Consider the following 17,236-nt stretch of genomic DNA (forward strand, 5'->3'; position numbering starts at 1 on the left):
AAACGAGCCGGATATCGAGTAAAATCAGGCCGGTAGCCGGGAAGCGACCGAGTTGAGTATTCCGACCAGCATTCCAAACATCATCACCCTCGGCCGCATCATCCTGGTGCCGGTGATCGTCTGGGCGATCGTCTCGAGCCAGATGGAGGTTGCCTTCGCGATCTTCGTGATCGCCGGCGTTTCCGACGCCATCGACGGGTTCCTCGCCAAGCGTTTCAACATGACGAGCGAGCTCGGCGCCCTGCTCGATCCCTTGGCCGACAAGGCGCTGCTGGTGTCGATCTATGTCTCGCTCGGGATCTGGGGCGCAGTGCCGCGCTGGCTCGTCATCCTGGTGGTGTCGCGCGACATCATGATCGTGTCAGCCGTGATTGTGTCATGGTTGTTCGACAAGCCGGTCGAGATGAAGCCGCTGATGGTGTCGAAGCTCAACACGGTGGCGCAGGTCGCGTTTGCCGCGCTGGTCTTGGCCTCGCTCGGCTTCGGCTTTCAGCCGCACCCCTACGACCTGATCCTGATGGGTTTCGTCACGATCTTTACTTTGGGTTCGGTGTCCCTCTATCTCGTGGAGTGGGTGCGGCACATGAGCACGATCGAAGCTCGATAGCCTGTTTCGGAGATTTGCGTGGCTGGTAGCGTTCAACCCCGTCAGCTGGCGTTGGCCTTGCCGCATGAGGAGAAACTGACCCGCGACGATTTCCTCGAGGGGCCCGCCAACGAAGCCGCGCTCGCACTGATCGATCGCTGGCCGGACTGGCCGAACCACGTCATGCTGCTGGTCGGGCCGGAAGGCTCCGGCAAGAGCCACCTCGCCGCGATCTGGGCCGAACAGGCCGGTGCGCGCGCGACTTCCGCCCACGCGCTCACGGCGGAGGCGGTGCCGGGTGCGCTCGCGACCGGCGCTCTCGTCGTCGAGGATCTGCGGCCAGCGGAATTCGACGAGCGCGCGATGTTCCACCTGATGAATCTCGCCCGCCAGGACGACGCCTTCGTGCTGATCACCGCGCGCATCCCGCCGTCGGCTTTCGAGTTCGAGCTGCGCGACCTGCGTTCGCGGCTGCGCGCGGTGCCGACGGTGACACTGCTGCCGCCCGACGACATGGTGGTCCGCGGCCTGATCCTGAAATTTTGCGCCGATCGCCAGATGACCGTAGACGAGTCGGTGGTGAGCTACCTGACCACCCGGATCGAGCGTTCCTACGCCGCAGTCCGCAAGGCCGTGGAGCTCCTCGACAACGAGGCGCTGCGGCTCGGCCGACCGGTCACCCGGGCCTTGGCGGCGGAGCTGTTGCGCCATGCCTGACAGCGCGACCGTCTTGACGGCGGAAGCGTGGGGAACGTCAATGTCATTGAAACGTCATTGCAATATCACATGGTCTGCGCGGCCTTTGGCTAAATCGCCGCGGCCCATGCCCCGATTGGATTGACACTTGATGGATTCCTCGCAAGCCATTGAAATCAAAGAGAAAGAGGCGGAAGCCCCGCCCGTCCCTGCGATCACGACCAGCCCCGAGCGATTCATCAACCGGGAGCTCTCCTGGCTCCATTTCAACCGCCGGGTGCTCGAGGAGTCGGTCAATCCCGGCCATCCCGCACTGGAGCGCGTCCGCTTCCTGTCGATTTCAGCCAATAACCTTGATGAGTTCTTCATGGTCCGCGTCGCCGGTATCAAGGCGCAGGTCCGCGAGGGCATTCCGGAGCGCAGTCCGGACGGGCTGCTGCCGGCCGAGCAACTCGTCATGATCAACAAGTCGGTGTCGCAACTCGCCAGCGACCAGCAGGCGATCTGGAGCGACCTGCGCAGCGTGCTTGCCGATGTCGGCATCGTGTTGGTCGACGGTCGCGACGTGACCAAGACGGAGCGGGCCTGGATCGAGGACCACTTCCTCCACAACATCTTCCCGCTGTTGACACCGCTTGCGATCGATCCGGCGCACCCCTTCCCGTTCATCCCAAACCTCGGCTTCACCGTCGCGCTGCAATTGGCGCGGGTCTCCGATGGCAAGCCGATGAACGCGCTGATCCGCATGCCCGGCAAGATCGACCGCTTTATCCGCATCCCCGCCTCGAAGGACAACGCACCGGTCCGCCTGATCACGCTGGAACAGGCCACCGGCCTGTTCATCGGCCGCCTGTTCCCCGGCTACACCGTCAAGGGCCAGGGCGCGTTCCGGATCATCCGCGACTCCGAGCTCGAAATCGAGGAAGAGGCCGAGGATCTGGTCCGGCTGTTCGAGACCGCGTTGAAGCGCCGCCGGCGCGGATCGGTGATCCGGCTGGAACTGGAAGCCAAGATGCCTGAGGAGCTGCGCACCTTCGTGCAGCACGCGCTGGCCGCGTCCGACGACGAGGTGTTCCTTGTCGATGGCGTGCTCGCGATGAACGAGCTGTCGCAGCTCACCCGGCTCGACCGCCCCGATCTTGAATTCCCGCCCTATGTGCCGCGCCATCCCGAGCGCGTTCGCGATCACGGCGGCGACATCTTCGCGGCGATCCGCCAGAAGGACCTCGTGGTCCATCATCCCTATGAATCCTTCGACGTCGTCGTGCAATTCCTGCAACAGGCGGCGCGCGACCCCGACGTCGTCGCGATCAAGCAGACGCTCTATCGCACCTCGAACAACTCGCCGATCGTGCGCGCGCTGGCGGAGGCCGCCGAAGCCGGCAAGTCGGTCACTGCGCTGATCGAACTCAAGGCGCGGTTCGACGAGGAAGCCAACATCCGCTGGGCCCGCGACCTCGAACGCGCCGGCGTCCAGGTTGTGTACGGCTTCATCGAACTGAAGACGCATGCCAAGCTGTCGATGGTGGTGCGCCGCGAGGGCGGCAACCTCACGACCTATGTCCACACCGGCACCGGCAACTACCATCCGGTGACCGCGCGCATCTACACCGACCTCTCCTACTTCACGTCGGACCCGATCATCGGGCGCGACGTCGCGCGCGTGTTCAACTACATCACCGGCTATGCCGAGCCGAGCGACATCGAGAAGATGGCGGTGTCGCCGCTGACACTGCGCAACCGGATCATCGAACATATTCAGGCCGAGGCCACCCATGTCCGTCACGGCAGGCCCGGCGCGATCTGGATGAAGATGAACGCGCTGGTCGACCCCGACATAATCGACGCGCTGTATGAAGCCTCGCAGGCCGGCGTCGCGATCGATCTCGTGGTACGCGGCATCTGCTGCCTGCGTCCCGGTCTGCCGGGATTGTCCGAGAATATCCGCGTCAAATCGGTGATCGGCCGCTTCCTCGAACATGGCCGAATCTACTGCTTCGGCATGGGGCAAGGCCTGCCGAGCACCAAAGCTGCTGTGTATATCTCGTCCGCCGATATGATGCCACGCAACCTCGACCGCCGCGTCGAGGTGCTCTGTCCGCTGCAAAATCCCACGGTGCATCAGCAGGTTCTCGAACAGATCATGGTCGCGAACCTGAAGGACAATGAGCAGAGCTGGCAATTGTTGCCGGATGGGTCTTCAACGCGTATGAAGGCCGCGAAAGGCGAAGAGCCCTTCAACCTGCACAACTACTTCATGACAAATCCGAGTCTGTCCGGCCGTGGCAAGTCGCTCAAGGAATCCTCGCCGCGCCGTCTCACGCGCCGCAACGAACGTCAGCAGCCGTCGTCATAAGGGAACTTCACGGTGAAGCGACCGCGGAAGCGCGCTCCCAGCGTCGCTGTCATCGACATCGGATCGAACTCGGTTCGTCTCGTCGTCTACGAGGCGATGTCGCGCAGCCTTGTCACGATCTTCAACGAGAAGGCGCTGTGCGGGCTTGGCCGCGAGGTGCAGAGCACCGGCCTACTCGCGACCGATGCGGTCAACAAGGCACTCACGGCGCTGCGCCGGTTTCGCGCGCTGTGCAAGATCCAGCAGGTCGGCCGCGTCTACGCGATCGCGACCGCAGCATGCCGTGATGCCAAGAACGGTCCTGACTTCATCGCCAAAGCAGAACGGATCTGCGGCGCCAAGATCGAGATTCTCTCCGGTCCGCGCGAGGCCAAGCTGTCCGCGCTTGGCGTCGTCTCCGGCATTCACAACCCGAACGGCATCGTCGGCGATCTCGGCGGCGGCTCGCTCGAACTGATCGACGTGAAGGGCAATCGCGTGCGCAGCGGCGTGACGCTGCCGCTCGGCAGCCTCGCGCTGCAGGACCTCTCGCACAAATCGCTCAAGCGCGCCGAGCGCATCGTCAAGAACGAACTGCTCGGGGTCGCGCTGCTCAAGGCCGGCCGCGGCCGCACCTTCTATGCGGTCGGCGGCACATGGCGTGCGCTGGCGCGCATCCACATCATCCAGAGCGGCTATCCGCTCAAGGTGATGCACGGCTATTCGATCCCGGCAGCGGACGCGCTCGACTTCGCGCAGCGGCTGCGGCGACTGGCGGCCGCCAACATGCTGGCCAACATCGAGTCCGTCGCCGACGCGCGGCGCCCGCTGCTGACCTATGCGGCCTTGGTGCTCGAATACATCATCCGCGCCGCGCAGCCGAAGACCATCGTGTTCTCGACCTTCGGCGTGCGCGAGGGCCTATTGTACGAAATGCTGCCGCCGGCGGAGCGTGCCAAGGATGGCCTGGTCTGCGCCGCGCAGGATCTCAACGAGTTGCTGTCGCGCTCGGCCCGCCACGCCCAGGAGCTGACCTCGTGGACCGATCGGCTGTTCCGCGTCGTCAAGCTGCGCGAGACTGAGGAGGACCGCAGGCTGCGCCACGTCGCCTGCCTGTTGTCCGACATCGGCTGGCGCGTGCATCCCGACCATCGCGGCGAGGAAACCCTGAGCCTGATCATGAACGGCAATTTCGGCTCGATCACGCATCAGGGCCGCGCCTTCGTCGCGCTGTCGGTGTTCTATCGCTACGCGGGCCTCAGCGAAGAGAACGAGCCGCCGCCGCAGATCCGCGAGCTGGTGACGCCGGCGATGGACGAGCGTGCCCGGGTGCTCGGCGCTGCCTTCCGCGTCGCCCATCTGATCACGGCAGCGCGCACCGGCGTGCTGCCCGCGACCCATTTCCGGACCCAGGGCCGCAAGCTGATGCTGGTGTTCGAGCACCGGATGGTGGATCTCGTCGCCGACCGTGTCGGCAGCCGCTTCAAGCAGTTGGCGCGGCTCGTCGGGCGTTCCGGCTCGATCGTGCGGCGGTAGCTGCTATGGCAGGATCGCGTCAGGCAGGTACAACAATATGATCCGGCGCCAGTCCGGCCTGGTATCGATCGTACATCATCTGATACGCCGTCTCGATATGCCCCGCGAGCAGTTTGGTATCAAACAGCGGTGCGGTTAGACGGTTCTCTTCAAGCTTGCGTTTGATTGCAGCCAATTTGGCGGGATTTCGTGCCAGCTCGATGGCTATGCTCTCGTACTCATCCGACGTCCGCGCGATCAACTCGGGTAGTCTAATGGCCTTCAACAGACTTGCAGCAACTCTGCCCGCAAATGTCCCACCAATCTGGGTCAGCACCGGCAGCCCCATCCAAAGTGCATCGCTCGCCGTCGTATGAGCGTTATACGGTAGCGTGTCCAAGAAAAGGTCCGCTAGGCGATGGCGCGCAAGGTGTTCGGCAACCTCCAATCGACCCGCAAAAACGAGGCGAGCGGGATCAACGCCTCTGATCTCAGCTTCCCTCCTAAGGTTTGCTACGGCCGTCTGGTCCTCAGCCAACAGCCAGAGCACGCCCCCTTCTGCGGCCTTCAGAATTCGCATCCAGCACTCGAATACGTCGGGCAGTATTTTGTAGCTGTTGTTGAAGCAACAAAAGACAAACTTCTCAGCGGGAAGCCCAAGGTCGTCGCGCGTGAATGACTTACCGGTGCTAGGCCGCTTCCGATCGTTGGGCTGATAGCTGTAGGGGAGCTGGACCAATTTCTCAGAGTAGGCGGGCGTATCGGAGCTGGTTAGAATTGTCCTGTCGCCAATGATGTAATCGACATACGGTGCCGCCATCGTTCCGGGATAACCCAGATAATTGACCTGTATCGGAGCAGGCCGATGCGCGAAGATGTTCGTGCGCGCCCCTTTTGTGAAGCCATTCAAATCAATCAGAATGTCGATCTCTGCACCCTCAATGGCGCGTGCGACTTCGACGTCTGGTCGATCTTCGCAAGTGACAAACTTGTCGAATGCGCCTGTCAAACGTTTCCGGATGTCCGACTCGTCGTTCGGCCCTATCGAATAAGCAAAGAGTTCAAACCGCGTTCTATCATGCAGCTCAAATAACTCTGCGATCAGATATGCTGTCGCATGTCTATTAAAATCACTGGAGACATATCCAATACGTATCTTGTCATGATGATAGATCCTGCCCTGCCATACCGATCTTGATGGTCTTGGACTCTTCGCCGCTACCCACGCTTGCGCACAACGAAGGTGATCATCGGGTGAATCCAAAAGCGAGAGCAAGGCAAAAGGACCGCAACTCGCCCGCCCCGATCTGACGGACGTTGTGAGGCGAGCGAGCTCTTCCTCGAGCCGGTCCCATTTGCACAGCCGCATCTTGGTGTGAAGTCGCGCCCCCTCAACGCTCTCCAACTCAGGCTTGATAGACAGCGTCTTGTCATACGCGGCGAAGGCTTCATCATAACACCTGAGATCGCATAGGACATTCCCTCGACCAAACCAGGCTTCAGCTAGATGGGGGTTGATCGAGAGTACCTTGTCATAAGCAGAGAGCGCTTCAGCGTGGCGCCTGAGTAGCGACAGGGCCTTTCCTTTGTTGGCATATGCTTCGCCAAGGCCTCCATTCAATGAGATAGCCTGATCGAAGTCTGCAATTGCGCAGTCATACTTTTCGAGGTCATTGAACACGGTCCCCCTATTGTTCCAAGTTTCGGCCACGTTCGGATTCAACGCGATTGCCTTGTTGAAATTCTCCAATGCTTGTTGCGGCTTATTCAGCCGTTTGGAAATCAACCCATAATTATAGAATGACGCATCGGATTTCTGATTGATCGAGGTCGCTCTTGCGATAAATGGCTCGGCCTCGGCAAAGCGCTCCATGCTCATCAAGACCACGGCCAACAGGTTGAGCGCCGGAACATTGGCCTTGTCACTCTTGACGACGCGCCTGAACAATTGCTCTGCCCACTTCAGGTCCCTGCTGTTGAGAGCAGCAAGTGCACCGCTAAAACTGTTAGCAACACCAGACATTCAAGCCCACACTCTCGCGGCATTTCCGCAACCGACCTCGCTACCGGCTGTTAGGGCGCCAGCTTAGGTCCGAGCGGTGGGCAATGCTCAATGCACCGCCAAAGCCTACGACATATTCAATCTATAATATAGCATGGCTTCGCCTACAACTTGACAAGCTGCCTTCCCGAGACCTGTCAAACCATCAAACATCTGTTCGAACGGATTGAGGTCGGGGCTGCAGGGGAGCAGGACAAAGAGGCTGGCGCTTCTGGCTCTGATGGCGTTGCGTGCTGCTTTGCCCTCGTGCTTCAGGTTCCCGCTCTACCGCCGCCGCTTCTTCTGTTTGGAAATGCGGGACGAGCTGACCTGATGCGCCTTGGGGATTGAGCGCGCCGCCCATCCAGCAACAGCAGGCCGCGAGACCCGCTCTCGAAGGTCTTCCGAATCGGGATCAAGCCGCGGATCACGCCGCTTCAGTGGCGTGCTTCGCCTTCTGCAGCGAGCGCCGGCGCCAGATCGATCCGGCGATCAGGACGATGATGATGCCGAGCACGGCGAGCAGAATCTCGCCGCCATTGCCGCCATTGGCGAAGTGCGGCGCTGCGCCGAACGCCGCCAGCAAAGAATCGAGCCTGGCGCCGAGCGGCCCGGCGAACAGCGCGTCGAGCCTCGGTTGCACCGCCGGGTCGGTCGCGATGACGTCGCCGGCAATCCAGCCGAGCAGCGCTGCGCCGGCCCAGACCAGGATCGGCAGCTTGTTGAGCAGCGCCATGATCAGGGCGGCACCCGCAACGATCAGGGGAACGCTGATCGCAAGACCCAGCACCAGGAGCGGCACGCTGCCATTGGCGGCCGCCGCAACCGCGATCACGTTGTCGAGGCTCATCACGATGTCGGCGACGACGACAATCTGCACCGCCGCCCACAGATGCGCGGCGGCATCGACGCTGTCCTCGTCCTCCTCTTCGGGCACGAGCAGCTTGGCCGCGATCACGATCAGCGCAAGCCCGCCAACAAGCTTCAGGTAAGGCAGCCCCATAAGGGTGGCGACGATGCCGGTGAAGATGATGCGCAGCAGCACGGCGGCTGCGGCGCCGAAGATCATGCCCCAGAGGCGCTGCCGCGGCGCAAGCCCGCGGCAGGCGAGCGCGATCACCAGCGCGTTGTCGCCCGAGAGCAGGACATTGATCCAGATGATCTTGCCGACGGCGACCCAAAAGGTCGGCGTCGTCATCTCGTTCTTGAATTGGATAAAGAACGCGCCGATGTTCGCGGGATCAAAGATCTGCCACAGCCAGTCCACAGCGCGCCCTCTTCGGCCCTTCGGCCACCCCTTGCGGCGGTCGCCCGCCGCTCCCCTTGATCAGTTAGCCGACAATCTCGTTGCCGGAGAAGAACTGTGCAATCTCGATCACGGCGGTCTCCGGCGCGTCCGAACCGTGCACCGAGTTCTCGCCGATCGACTTCGCATAGAGCTTGCGGATGGTGCCTTCGGCGGCCTTCGATGGATCCGTCGCACCCATCACGTCGCGATATTTGAGGATGGCGCCCTCGGCTTCCAGCACCTGGACCACGACCGGGCCCGAGGTCATGAACTCGACCAGCTCGCCGAAGAACGGGCGCTCCTTGTGGACGGCATAGAAGGTCTCGGCCTGGCCACGGGTCATCCGAGTGCGCTTCTGCGCCACGATCCGCAGGCCCGCCTTTTCGATCACCGCGTTGACCGCGCCGGTCAGGTTACGCTCGGTCGCGTCGGGCTTGATGATCGAGAAAGTGCGTTCAATCGCCATGATTTCGTCCTTGCAAAGGCTGGTTGGGAGTTGCCGGGGCTTATATCGGCGCGATGGTGGGACGGCAAGCGACCCTGTGACGCGGTAGCCTTAAGTTTTGACGCGGTTTGGCGACGAAAACCGGGGTCACAACGGCCATCAGCCCGCCCCGAGGCCGGTCCGATTACGACGATTTCACGAATGTGAACCTATTCTGTCAGCGCCGTCCCGCTGCCGTTCAGCTCCGCGGGCCTAGTCTTCTGATCGATCGAACGCCTTGCTGGCCCATCCGCAAGCCCCAGGACGTCTCGGGAAACGATGTCACCGCTGGCGCGTCTTGGCGCCGAAATCTTGAGGAGACGATCATGTTACGCAAACTCGCACTCGCTGCAGTCGCCGCGGTTTCGCTGGGCGCGGCTGCGCTGGCCCCGACCTCCGCCTCTGCCTGGGGTGGGTGGCATGGCGGCTGGCACGGTGGATGGCATGGCGGTTGGTGGGGGCCTCGCGTCGTCGTCGGCGGGCCTGCCTATTACGGAGGCTACGGATACGGCTATGGCGGCTGCTATGCGCGGCGCCTGGTCCCGACGCCCTGGGGTCCCCGCTGGCGCCTGATCAACCGCTGCTACTGACCAGATCTGAGCTCCCTTGATTTGACCTCCCCTGACTTGCACAGCCCCGGCCATCGCGCCGGGGCTTTTTTGTGCGCGGGCGGGAACCGACGTTTGATTCGCGACCTCAAGGTGATCGCACAACGATCTGAGCGGAAACCAAATTCGCAGTTGCGACTTGTTATGGCGACAACTCATTCGGAGCGGCGAGTGGAACTCGCCACGAGACGTGCCATGACGACCCCTGCGAACAACGACGTCGATCAGATCGATCACAAGACCTGCCGCTCCATCTGCGATGCGGTGGGCGAACGGCTGCAGCAGAGCTTACACCCGGAGCCGTCGCTCACCGCCCGTCTGCAACAGCTCGTGAATGAGCTGCGCCGGCGTGAGGACGATCGACATTAGCTCTAGAATACCGGGCCGATATGCCGCCAACCGGCCGTTTCCCCGAACCGCGGCCGCGCCAGATTTTACGTCCAGAAGGGTTGCGTTTGGCAGCGGGTCCGGTGACAACGCGGCATGCTCTCCATCACCGACATCTCGGTCCGGATCGCCGGACGGCTGCTGATTGACCAAGGTACTGTGCAGATCGTGCCAGGGGCACGTGTCGGATTTGTCGGCCGCAACGGTGTCGGCAAGTCGACGCTGTTCCATGCCATCCGCGGTGACGTCCCGACCGAGAGCGGCAGCATCGCGATCCCGCCGCGCTGGCGGATCGGCAGTCTCGCGCAGGAGGCGCCCGACGGCCCGGATAGCCTGATCAACGTGGTGCTGAAGGCCGATCTCGAGCGCGACGCCCTCCTGCGCGAGGCCGAGACGGCGCATGACCCGCATCGCATTGCCGAGATCCAGACCCGGCTGGTCGACATCGATGCGCACTCGGCACCCGCCCGCGCCGCGGCGATCCTGAGCGGCCTCGGATTCTCGGCCGCCGACCAGGCCCGGCCCTGCACGGAATTCTCGGGCGGCTGGCGCATGCGCGTTGCGCTCGCGGCAACGCTGTTCTCAGCGCCGGACCTGCTGCTCCTGGACGAGCCGACCAACTATCTCGATCTCGAAGGCACGCTGTGGCTCGAGGATCACCTTGCCAATTATCCGCGCACGGTGATCGTGATCAGCCACGATCGCGACCTGCTCGACACTTCGGTCGATCAGATCCTGCATCTCGATCGCGGCAAGCTGACGCTCTACAAGGGCACCTACTCCTCATTCGAGGAGCAGCGTGCCGCGCGCGAGATGCTCGATGCCAAGCACGCCAAGCGCCAGGCCGATGAGCGCAAGCGCCTGCAGGCTTTTGTCGACCGCTTCAAGGCCAAGGCCTCGAAGGCGCGGCAGGCGCAGTCGCGCGTCAAGATGCTCGAGCGGATGAAGCCGGTCACCGCGCTGGTGACCCAGGACGTCCACGACATCGCGTTCCCGACGCCGGAGAAACTGCTGTCGCCGCCGATCATCGCGGTCGACGACGTGTCGGTCGGCTACGACGCAAGCAAGCCGGTGCTCAATCGGGTCACGTTGCGCGTCGACACCGACGACCGCATCGCGTTGCTTGGCGCCAACGGCAACGGAAAATCGACGCTGGTCAAGCTGCTCGCAGGGAAACTGCCGCCGTTCTCGGGACGGATCACCCGCGCCGACAAGCTGTCGGTCGGCTACTTCGCCCAGCATCAGGTCGACGAGCTCAATCTCGACGCCTCGCCCTACGACCACGTGCGCAAGCTGATGCCGGATGCGCCCGAGAGCAAGGTGCGCGGCCGCGTCGGTGCGATCGGCTTTTCCGGCAAAGCCGGCGACACGCTGGTGAAGAGCCTGTCGGGCGGCGAGAAGGCGCGGCTCCTGCTCGGGCTCGCCACCTTCTTCGGCCCGAACATGATCATCCTGGACGAACCGACCAACCATCTCGATATCGACAGCCGCGCGGCATTGGCGGAAGCGATCAATGATTTTCCCGGCGCTGTCATTATGGTCTCGCACGATCGCTATCTGATCGAAGCCTGCGCCGACCGGCTGTGGGTCGTCGCCAACCAGGCCGTGACGGCCTATGACGGCGACCTCGACGACTACAGAAGGATGATCCTGTCGGCGAACGACAGCCGGCCCGCAGCCCGCGAGCGCGTCAAGGAGATGGCCCGACCCGAGCGCAGCAAAGGCGAAAGGCGCATTTCGCCGAAGCAGCGGATCGCGCAGGCCGAGGCCGAGATCGAGCGCATCAACGGCATCATCGCCAAGATCGACACCGCGCTCGCGCTGCCCGACATCTTCACGCGCGATCCAAAGCAGGCAGCCCAACTCACCAAGGCGCGCGCCGGCGCCGAAAGCGCGCTGCAGCGCGCCGAGGAGGAATGGCTGGAGGCCAGCGCCGAGTTTGATGAGGCCGCGAGTTAGGACGCGACTACGCGCCCCGCGGTCGCAGTACCCCGATTCGGTCCGATTGAGCGCGCTAGCCGTGCGAGGTCGGCGCGGACTTTTTCTTCTTCGGCTTTGCCGCCTTCGGTTCCGGCACCGGATCCGGGCCGCGCTCGATCGACGACAATCTTCCTGCCGTGAAGGTGTAGATGCCGGCACGCGGTCCGCGCGAATAGGTGACGACCGCGACGCGTCCACCACCCGGGCCTGTGGACAAATTGACGCTATCGGGCGCGCCGATGCCGCGCACGACGTCGCACTCGGTATGGCCGAGCGCAACGGTGCCTCCGGTCGACTGAGGCGGCGCCGCGCCAGCGGCACCGTCGGCACGTGCGTTGGCGTCGGTCGCGCCGGGCGGAGGCGCCATTCCGGGGCAACCGCCGTCGGCACTGACCAGATCGTCATTGGTGACCGGCTTGTCCGGGGTCAGAGGCGGCGTCTCGATCGAAATTCGACGGATGAAAAGCCGACCGGACCGCGAGAACCAGTCCGCATCCCGCGACATCAGATCGGATGCGCTCGAGCAGCCGGCAAGGCCAGGCGCAAGCACGAGCAGCGCCAGCAGCGACTTTCGACTGAACATTACGTCTCGCACGACCGACAAGGCTCCCCGCCCCTACGCGTAAGGGGTTGTCCGAACATCACTTTGCGGCATGACCGTGGCCCGCCGCAAGAAACCTCGAATTATCATTAAAATTGCTTGATATCACTATTGGCGCCGCTGCCAGCGCCCCCGCTCGTCGGCCTGCCAGTAAGTGACTTCGAAGCCTCGCGCTTTACAAGCGGTCCAGTTCTCCCGCGCCGCGGCAACCGCGTCGGGATCGTCGCCGTTGAACACCAGCACGAGCCGCTCATAGCTGTCGCAATCGGCCGGCAGCGCCGCGCTGTCGATCAGGAAGCGGACATTGGCGCCGTTCGGATTGCCCTCCTCGACCGACAGAATGATCGGCTGGTCCGCCGCATCGCCGCCCCGCCAGGTCGCATGCGGGAGGAACGAATCGTCGGTGTAGGTCCACAGGTGCGCATCGAGCGTCTCGGTGCGCTCCGGCGAGGTCGACTGCACGACCACGCGCCAGCCGCGCTCGAGCGACTTCTCGAGCAGCGGCGGCAACACGCTCTCCAGCGTCATGTTCTGCAGATGGTAGAACAGGACCTCGGTCATGCGGCCTCGCGCGCCTCACTTCTTCGCTTCGTAGTACTCCGAGACGAGGCGATCGAGCAGCCGCACGCCATAGCCCGATCCCCAGCTCTGGTTGATCTCGGACTTCGGCGCGCCCATCGCAGTGCCCGCGATGTCGAGATGCGCCCACGGCGTGCCGTCGACGAAACGCTGCAGGAACTGCGCCGCGGTGATCGAGCCGCCATTGCGTCCGCTGGAATTCTTCATGTCGGCGAACTGCGAATCGATCTGCTTGTCGTATTCGGGGCCGAGCGGCATGCGCCAGACCTTCTCGCCGGTTTCGAGACCGACCTTGGCCAGGCGCTCGGCAAGCTCGTCATTGTTGGAGAACATCCCGGCATGTTCGGTGCCGAGCGCAACCATGATCGCGCCGGTCAGGGTTGCGAGATCGACCATGAATTTCGGCTTGAACTTCTTGGCGACGTACCAGAGCACGTCGGCGAGCACGAGCCGGCCCTCGGCGTCGGTGTTGATGATCTCGATGGTCTGGCCGGACATTGAGGTGACGATGTCGCCGGGGCGCTGCGCGTTGCCGTCGGGCATGTTCTCGACGAGACCGATCGCGCCGATCGCGTTGACCTTTGCCTTGCGCGCCGCGAGCGCGTGCATCAACCCGACCACGCAGGCCGCGCCGCCCATGTCGCCCTTCATGTCCTCCATGCTGCCCGCCGGCTTGATCGAGATGCCGCCGGTATCGAAGCAGACGCCCTTGCCCACGAAAGCGAGCGGTGCCTCGCCCTTCTTGCCGCCGTTCCAGCGCATGATCACGGTACGGCCCGGCCGCGCCGACCCTTGCGAAACGCCGAGCAGCGCCCCCATGCCGAGCTTGGTCATCGCCTTGACGTCGAGCACGGTGACGTCGACGCCGATCTTGCGGAGCTGGCTGGCGCGGCGCGCGAACTCTTCGGGATACAGCACGTTCGGTGGCTCGTTGACGAGATCGCGCGCGATGATCACGCCGTCGACGATGTGCGCATCCGGCGCGAACATCTTCTTTGCCGCGGCGACGTCGCCCACGGCGATCGAGACGTCGGCCCGCACCGCGCCGTTGTCGCCGTCCTTCTTCTTGGTCTTGTAGCGGTCGAACCGATAGGCGCGCAGCCGCATGCCGGTGGCGACCGCGGCGGCCTGATCCGGCGTCATCGCGCCGTCCGGCAACTCGGCAATCACGGTGACCGAATTGCTGCCGGCGAGCTTGCCGGTCATCACGCCGCCGAACTTGAGGAAGTCCTTCTCCTTGAGTTCGGCCGGCTTGCCCGTACCGATCACGATCAGCCGATCGGCCTTGAGCCCCTCCGGCGCCGGGATATCCAGCGCAGCGCCGCTCTTGCCCTTGAACTGATGGGCCGCCGCGGCCCGCTTGACGGTCTCCGCCGCCGTCCCCAGCGCCTTGCGGGTCGCCGCGCCGAGCTTCAACTGCTCGTCGCAAAAGGCGATCACGATGCCGCGGGCGGGCGCAGACAGTGGGACAAAGCCGACCTTAACGGCGTCGGACATGGGCAAATCCTCCAGAATTCAGGGCGTTGCGAGGGCCTGAGGCGGCTCCCCTGCGGTACTCGGGACGAGCGATGGGTTGGCGGTCCGGATCGATCCGGACCGGGTTCGAGGGCACTATGACCCGTCCGCAGCGCCGCTGCCAAGCGCCGCCGTGGCCGGAAGGCCACAAGGTTGGAATAATTAACCATATTTCGAGGGTGCCTTGGCCCGGCCATTTTGTTGACGGATCAAAGGGATGGTAGTGAGAGTGTGAGGCCGGACTGATCTGCGGCTCGACCATCGGGGAACCTGCTTTTCGCGGGGTTGGTCGAAACCGTGCGTTTGGGGGCGCCAGGCGGGGTCGTGCGGTAGCAAATGGGGTCGATCGACAAGTACATCTTCAAAACGACGCTCGCGTCGTTTGCGCTTGTGCTGGTCAGCCTCACCGGCGTGATCTGGATTACGCAGGCGTTGCGCGGCATCGACCTGATGACGAGCCAGGGTCAGACCATCCTCACCTTCCTCGGCATCACCGGCCTCGTGATTCCGGCACTGGTCCTGATCATCGCGCCGATCGCGCTGATGATCGCGATCTCCCACACCCTCAACAAGCTCGCGACCGACTCCGAAATCATCGCGATGAACGCGGCGGGCTTCTCGCCGTTCCGGCTGTTCCGGCCATTCTTCTATGCCACCTGCGTGGTGGCGGCGCTGGTCGCCTTTATCGGCGCCTATCTCGCGCCTGACGGCATGCGGCGAATCAAGCAATGGGACGCCGAGATCACCGCCGACGTGCTGACCAACATCCTGCAGCCCGGCCGATTCGCCCAGCTTGACCAGAACCTCACGATTCGGATTCGCGAGCGCCGGCCCGGCGGCGAGCTCGGCGGCATCTTCGTCGACGATCGACGCGATCCGAAGGAGCGCGTCACCATTATTGCCGACCACGGCACCGTGCTGAAGAACGAGAACGGTTCGTATCTCGTGCTGGAGGACGGCAATCTCGAGCGGTTCGAGATCGGCAAGCGCGACCCAGCCCTGGTCGCATTCGGCCGCTATGCCTTCGACATGTCGCGATTCTCCAACCAGGGACGCGACGTCACGCTCGGCATCCGCGAACGCTATCTCTGGGAGCTGATGTGGCCGAACGAAGACGACCCGACCTACAAGCAGCTGTCCGGCCAATTTCGTGCCGAGCTGCATGATCGCTTCATGGCGCCGATCTATCCGTTCGCATTCGCGGCGCTCACCTTCGCGTTCCTCGGCGCACCGCGGACCACGCGGCAAAGCCGCAACTTCTCGATCGGCGGCTCGGTGTTCGCGGTGTTCGGGCTGCGCATGGCGGGATTCGCCTGTTCGGTCATGACCGTGAAGACGCCTGCGGCCGCGATCGCCCAGTATCTGATGCTATTCGGCGGCATTGGCGTTGGCATCTGGATGATTCTGGGCGGCGTCGTGGTCGAGCCACCGGCGGCGCTGATGGAGACCATCAACAGGAACAACGAGCGCATCGCGCGCCTCTTCCGCAGGCCCGCCACCGCATGAGCATGGTCACAAATACGCTCGGGCGTTATTTCGCCGGCCGTTTCGTGGTCTCGGCCGTGGGTGTGTTCGCGAGCATCTTCGTGCTGCTCGTCCTCGTCGATTATATCGAGATGGTGCGCAAGACGTCCGGTCTGGTGTCGGCCTCCGCGATAACAGTTGCGGAGACCTCGCTGTTCCGCGTGCCGCAGCTGCTCGAGAAGCTAATGCCGTTCTGCGTGCTGATCGGCGCGATGACCTGCTATCTCGCCCTCTCGCGCCGGCTGGAGCTCGTGGTGGCGCGCGCCGCCGGGGTGTCGGCCTGGCAATTCATCTCGCCGGCGCTGGCAAGCGCGATCCTGCTCGGCATCATCGCAACCACCGCCTACAATCCAGTCTCGGCGAACTTGCGCGAGCTCTCCAAGCGGATGGAGGCCGAACTGTTCGGCTCCGCGCCGGGCGGCGGCATCCAGGACGCGTCCGGCTTCTGGTTGAACCAGATCAACAGCGAGGGCCAGACGATCATCAACGCCGCCCGCAGCGAGCAGCAGGGCGTGCGGCTGACCGGCCTGACCGTGTTCCGATTCGATACCACGCTGCAGTTCAAGGAACGAATCGAGGCCCGCGAGGCGAGCCTCGAAGAGGGTCGTTGGGCGTTCAAAGGGGTACGCAGATACACCCTCGACCAGCCTCCGGTGGACCAAGACACCTTCTACCTGACCACCACCCTCACCCCGGCCCAGGTTCGCAACAGCTTCTCCACCCCCGAAACTGTGTCCTTTTGGCAACTACCGAACTACATCCGTTCGTCGGAGAGTTCAGGGTTCGCGACCGCCGGCTACCGCTTGCAGTATCACAAGCTCATCGCACAGCCGTTTTTGCTGGCTGCGATGGTGATGTTGGCGGCTTCTGTGAGCCTCCGCTTCTTCCGGATGGGCGGCGTACAGAAGATGGTTTTGAGTGGCGTGGGCGCGGGCTTTCTGCTCTACGTGCTGTCGAAAGTAACTGAAGATTTGAGCAAGGCTGAGTTGATGCATCCCATCGCTGCGGCGTGGTTGCCCGTCTGCGTGGGTGGCCTCACCGGTTTCTTGGCCTTGCTGTACCAGGAGGACGGGTAGTGGCCGTTGTCGCCGCCCGGC

Annotated in this window: 15 protein-coding genes; 9 read left to right on the top strand and 6 right to left on the bottom strand. The window is 63.4% G+C overall.

Going from position 1 to position 17,236, the window contains the following annotated elements; translation table 11 throughout:
• Positions 1 to 52: 52 nt before the first annotated feature.
• From ACFFWD_RS02295 to ppx, 4 genes are all read left to right on the top strand, one after another.
• Positions 53 to 607, top strand: a complete 555-nt coding sequence (locus tag ACFFWD_RS02295) for a CDP-alcohol phosphatidyltransferase family protein (protein WP_376961017.1) — start codon at positions 53 to 55, stop codon at positions 605 to 607.
• Between the two features lie 18 nt (positions 608 to 625).
• Entirely contained in the window at positions 626 to 1,303 is a 678-nt protein-coding gene (locus ACFFWD_RS02300; RefSeq protein ID WP_376961019.1) for a P-loop NTPase family protein, read from the top strand.
• A gap of 130 nt (positions 1,304 to 1,433) precedes the next feature.
• On the top strand, positions 1,434 to 3,638 hold the full coding sequence (locus ACFFWD_RS02305; RefSeq protein ID WP_376961021.1) for an RNA degradosome polyphosphate kinase: 2,205 nt from the start codon (positions 1,434 to 1,436) through the stop codon (positions 3,636 to 3,638).
• 12 nt (positions 3,639 to 3,650) lie between these two features.
• Positions 3,651 to 5,153 carry an exopolyphosphatase gene (gene ppx, locus ACFFWD_RS02310; protein WP_376961023.1) on the top strand — a complete coding sequence of 501 codons (1,503 nt, stop codon included), beginning with the start codon at positions 3,651 to 3,653 and terminating at the stop codon, positions 5,151 to 5,153.
• A 19-nt stretch (positions 5,154 to 5,172) separates the two neighbouring features.
• Here the strand turns inward: ppx and ACFFWD_RS02315 are convergent, their stop codons facing one another.
• The 3 genes from ACFFWD_RS02315 to ndk form a co-directional block, all read right to left on the bottom strand.
• A complete protein-coding gene (locus ACFFWD_RS02315; protein WP_376961025.1) occupies positions 5,173 to 7,155 on the bottom strand; it encodes a tetratricopeptide repeat protein in 1,983 nt (660 codons plus the stop codon).
• Positions 7,156 to 7,600: 445 nt separating this feature from the next.
• A complete protein-coding gene (locus tag ACFFWD_RS02320; protein ID WP_376961027.1) occupies positions 7,601 to 8,440 on the bottom strand; it encodes a TerC family protein in 840 nt (279 codons plus the stop codon).
• A 64-nt stretch (positions 8,441 to 8,504) separates the two neighbouring features.
• The gene (gene ndk / locus ACFFWD_RS02325) at positions 8,505 to 8,927 is read right to left on the bottom strand and encodes a nucleoside-diphosphate kinase (RefSeq protein ID WP_376961029.1); all 423 of its coding nucleotides are present in this window, start codon (positions 8,925 to 8,927) and stop codon (positions 8,505 to 8,507) included.
• A gap of 344 nt (positions 8,928 to 9,271) precedes the next feature.
• On the opposite strand from ndk, the gene ACFFWD_RS02330 reads away from it, so the two are divergent.
• The 3 genes from ACFFWD_RS02330 (at position 9,272) to ACFFWD_RS02340 (ending at position 11,899) form a co-directional block, all read left to right on the top strand.
• On the top strand, positions 9,272 to 9,535 hold the full coding sequence (locus ACFFWD_RS02330; protein WP_376961031.1) for a sulfur globule protein precursor: 264 nt from the start codon (positions 9,272 to 9,274) through the stop codon (positions 9,533 to 9,535).
• Positions 9,536 to 9,748: 213 nt separating this feature from the next.
• On the top strand, positions 9,749 to 9,922 hold the full coding sequence (locus ACFFWD_RS02335) for a hypothetical protein (RefSeq protein WP_376961033.1): 174 nt from the start codon (positions 9,749 to 9,751) through the stop codon (positions 9,920 to 9,922).
• A 114-nt stretch (positions 9,923 to 10,036) separates the two neighbouring features.
• The gene (locus ACFFWD_RS02340; RefSeq protein ID WP_376961035.1) at positions 10,037 to 11,899 is read left to right on the top strand and encodes an ABC-F family ATP-binding cassette domain-containing protein; all 1,863 of its coding nucleotides are present in this window, start codon (positions 10,037 to 10,039) and stop codon (positions 11,897 to 11,899) included.
• 55 nt (positions 11,900 to 11,954) lie between these two features.
• On the opposite strand, the gene ACFFWD_RS02345 is transcribed toward ACFFWD_RS02340, so the two are convergent.
• From ACFFWD_RS02345 to ACFFWD_RS02355, 3 genes are all read right to left on the bottom strand, one after another.
• Positions 11,955 to 12,503, bottom strand: a complete 549-nt coding sequence (locus ACFFWD_RS02345) for a hypothetical protein (protein WP_376961037.1) — start codon at positions 12,501 to 12,503, stop codon at positions 11,955 to 11,957.
• Between the two features lie 126 nt (positions 12,504 to 12,629).
• Positions 12,630 to 13,082, bottom strand: coding sequence for a DNA polymerase III subunit chi (locus tag ACFFWD_RS02350; RefSeq protein ID WP_376961039.1), 453 nt, complete (start codon positions 13,080 to 13,082; stop codon positions 12,630 to 12,632).
• Between the two features lie 15 nt (positions 13,083 to 13,097).
• Positions 13,098 to 14,597 carry a leucyl aminopeptidase gene (locus ACFFWD_RS02355; protein ID WP_376961041.1) on the bottom strand — a complete coding sequence of 500 codons (1,500 nt, stop codon included), beginning with the start codon at positions 14,595 to 14,597 and terminating at the stop codon, positions 13,098 to 13,100.
• A 354-nt stretch (positions 14,598 to 14,951) separates the two neighbouring features.
• On the opposite strand from ACFFWD_RS02355, the gene lptF reads away from it, so the two are divergent.
• Positions 14,952 to 16,121 carry an LPS export ABC transporter permease LptF gene (gene lptF, locus ACFFWD_RS02360; RefSeq protein WP_376961043.1) on the top strand — a complete coding sequence of 390 codons (1,170 nt, stop codon included), beginning with the start codon at positions 14,952 to 14,954 and terminating at the stop codon, positions 16,119 to 16,121.
• The gene (lptG, locus tag ACFFWD_RS02365) at positions 16,118 to 17,215 is read left to right on the top strand and encodes an LPS export ABC transporter permease LptG (RefSeq protein WP_376961045.1); all 1,098 of its coding nucleotides are present in this window, start codon (positions 16,118 to 16,120) and stop codon (positions 17,213 to 17,215) included. Before lptF ends, lptG begins: the two co-directional genes overlap by 4 nt.
• The last annotated feature ends 21 nt before the right edge of the window (positions 17,216 to 17,236 follow it).

This window comes from Bradyrhizobium erythrophlei (assembly GCF_042430365.1).
GTDB lineage: Bacteria > Pseudomonadota > Alphaproteobacteria > Rhizobiales > Xanthobacteraceae > Bradyrhizobium > Bradyrhizobium erythrophlei.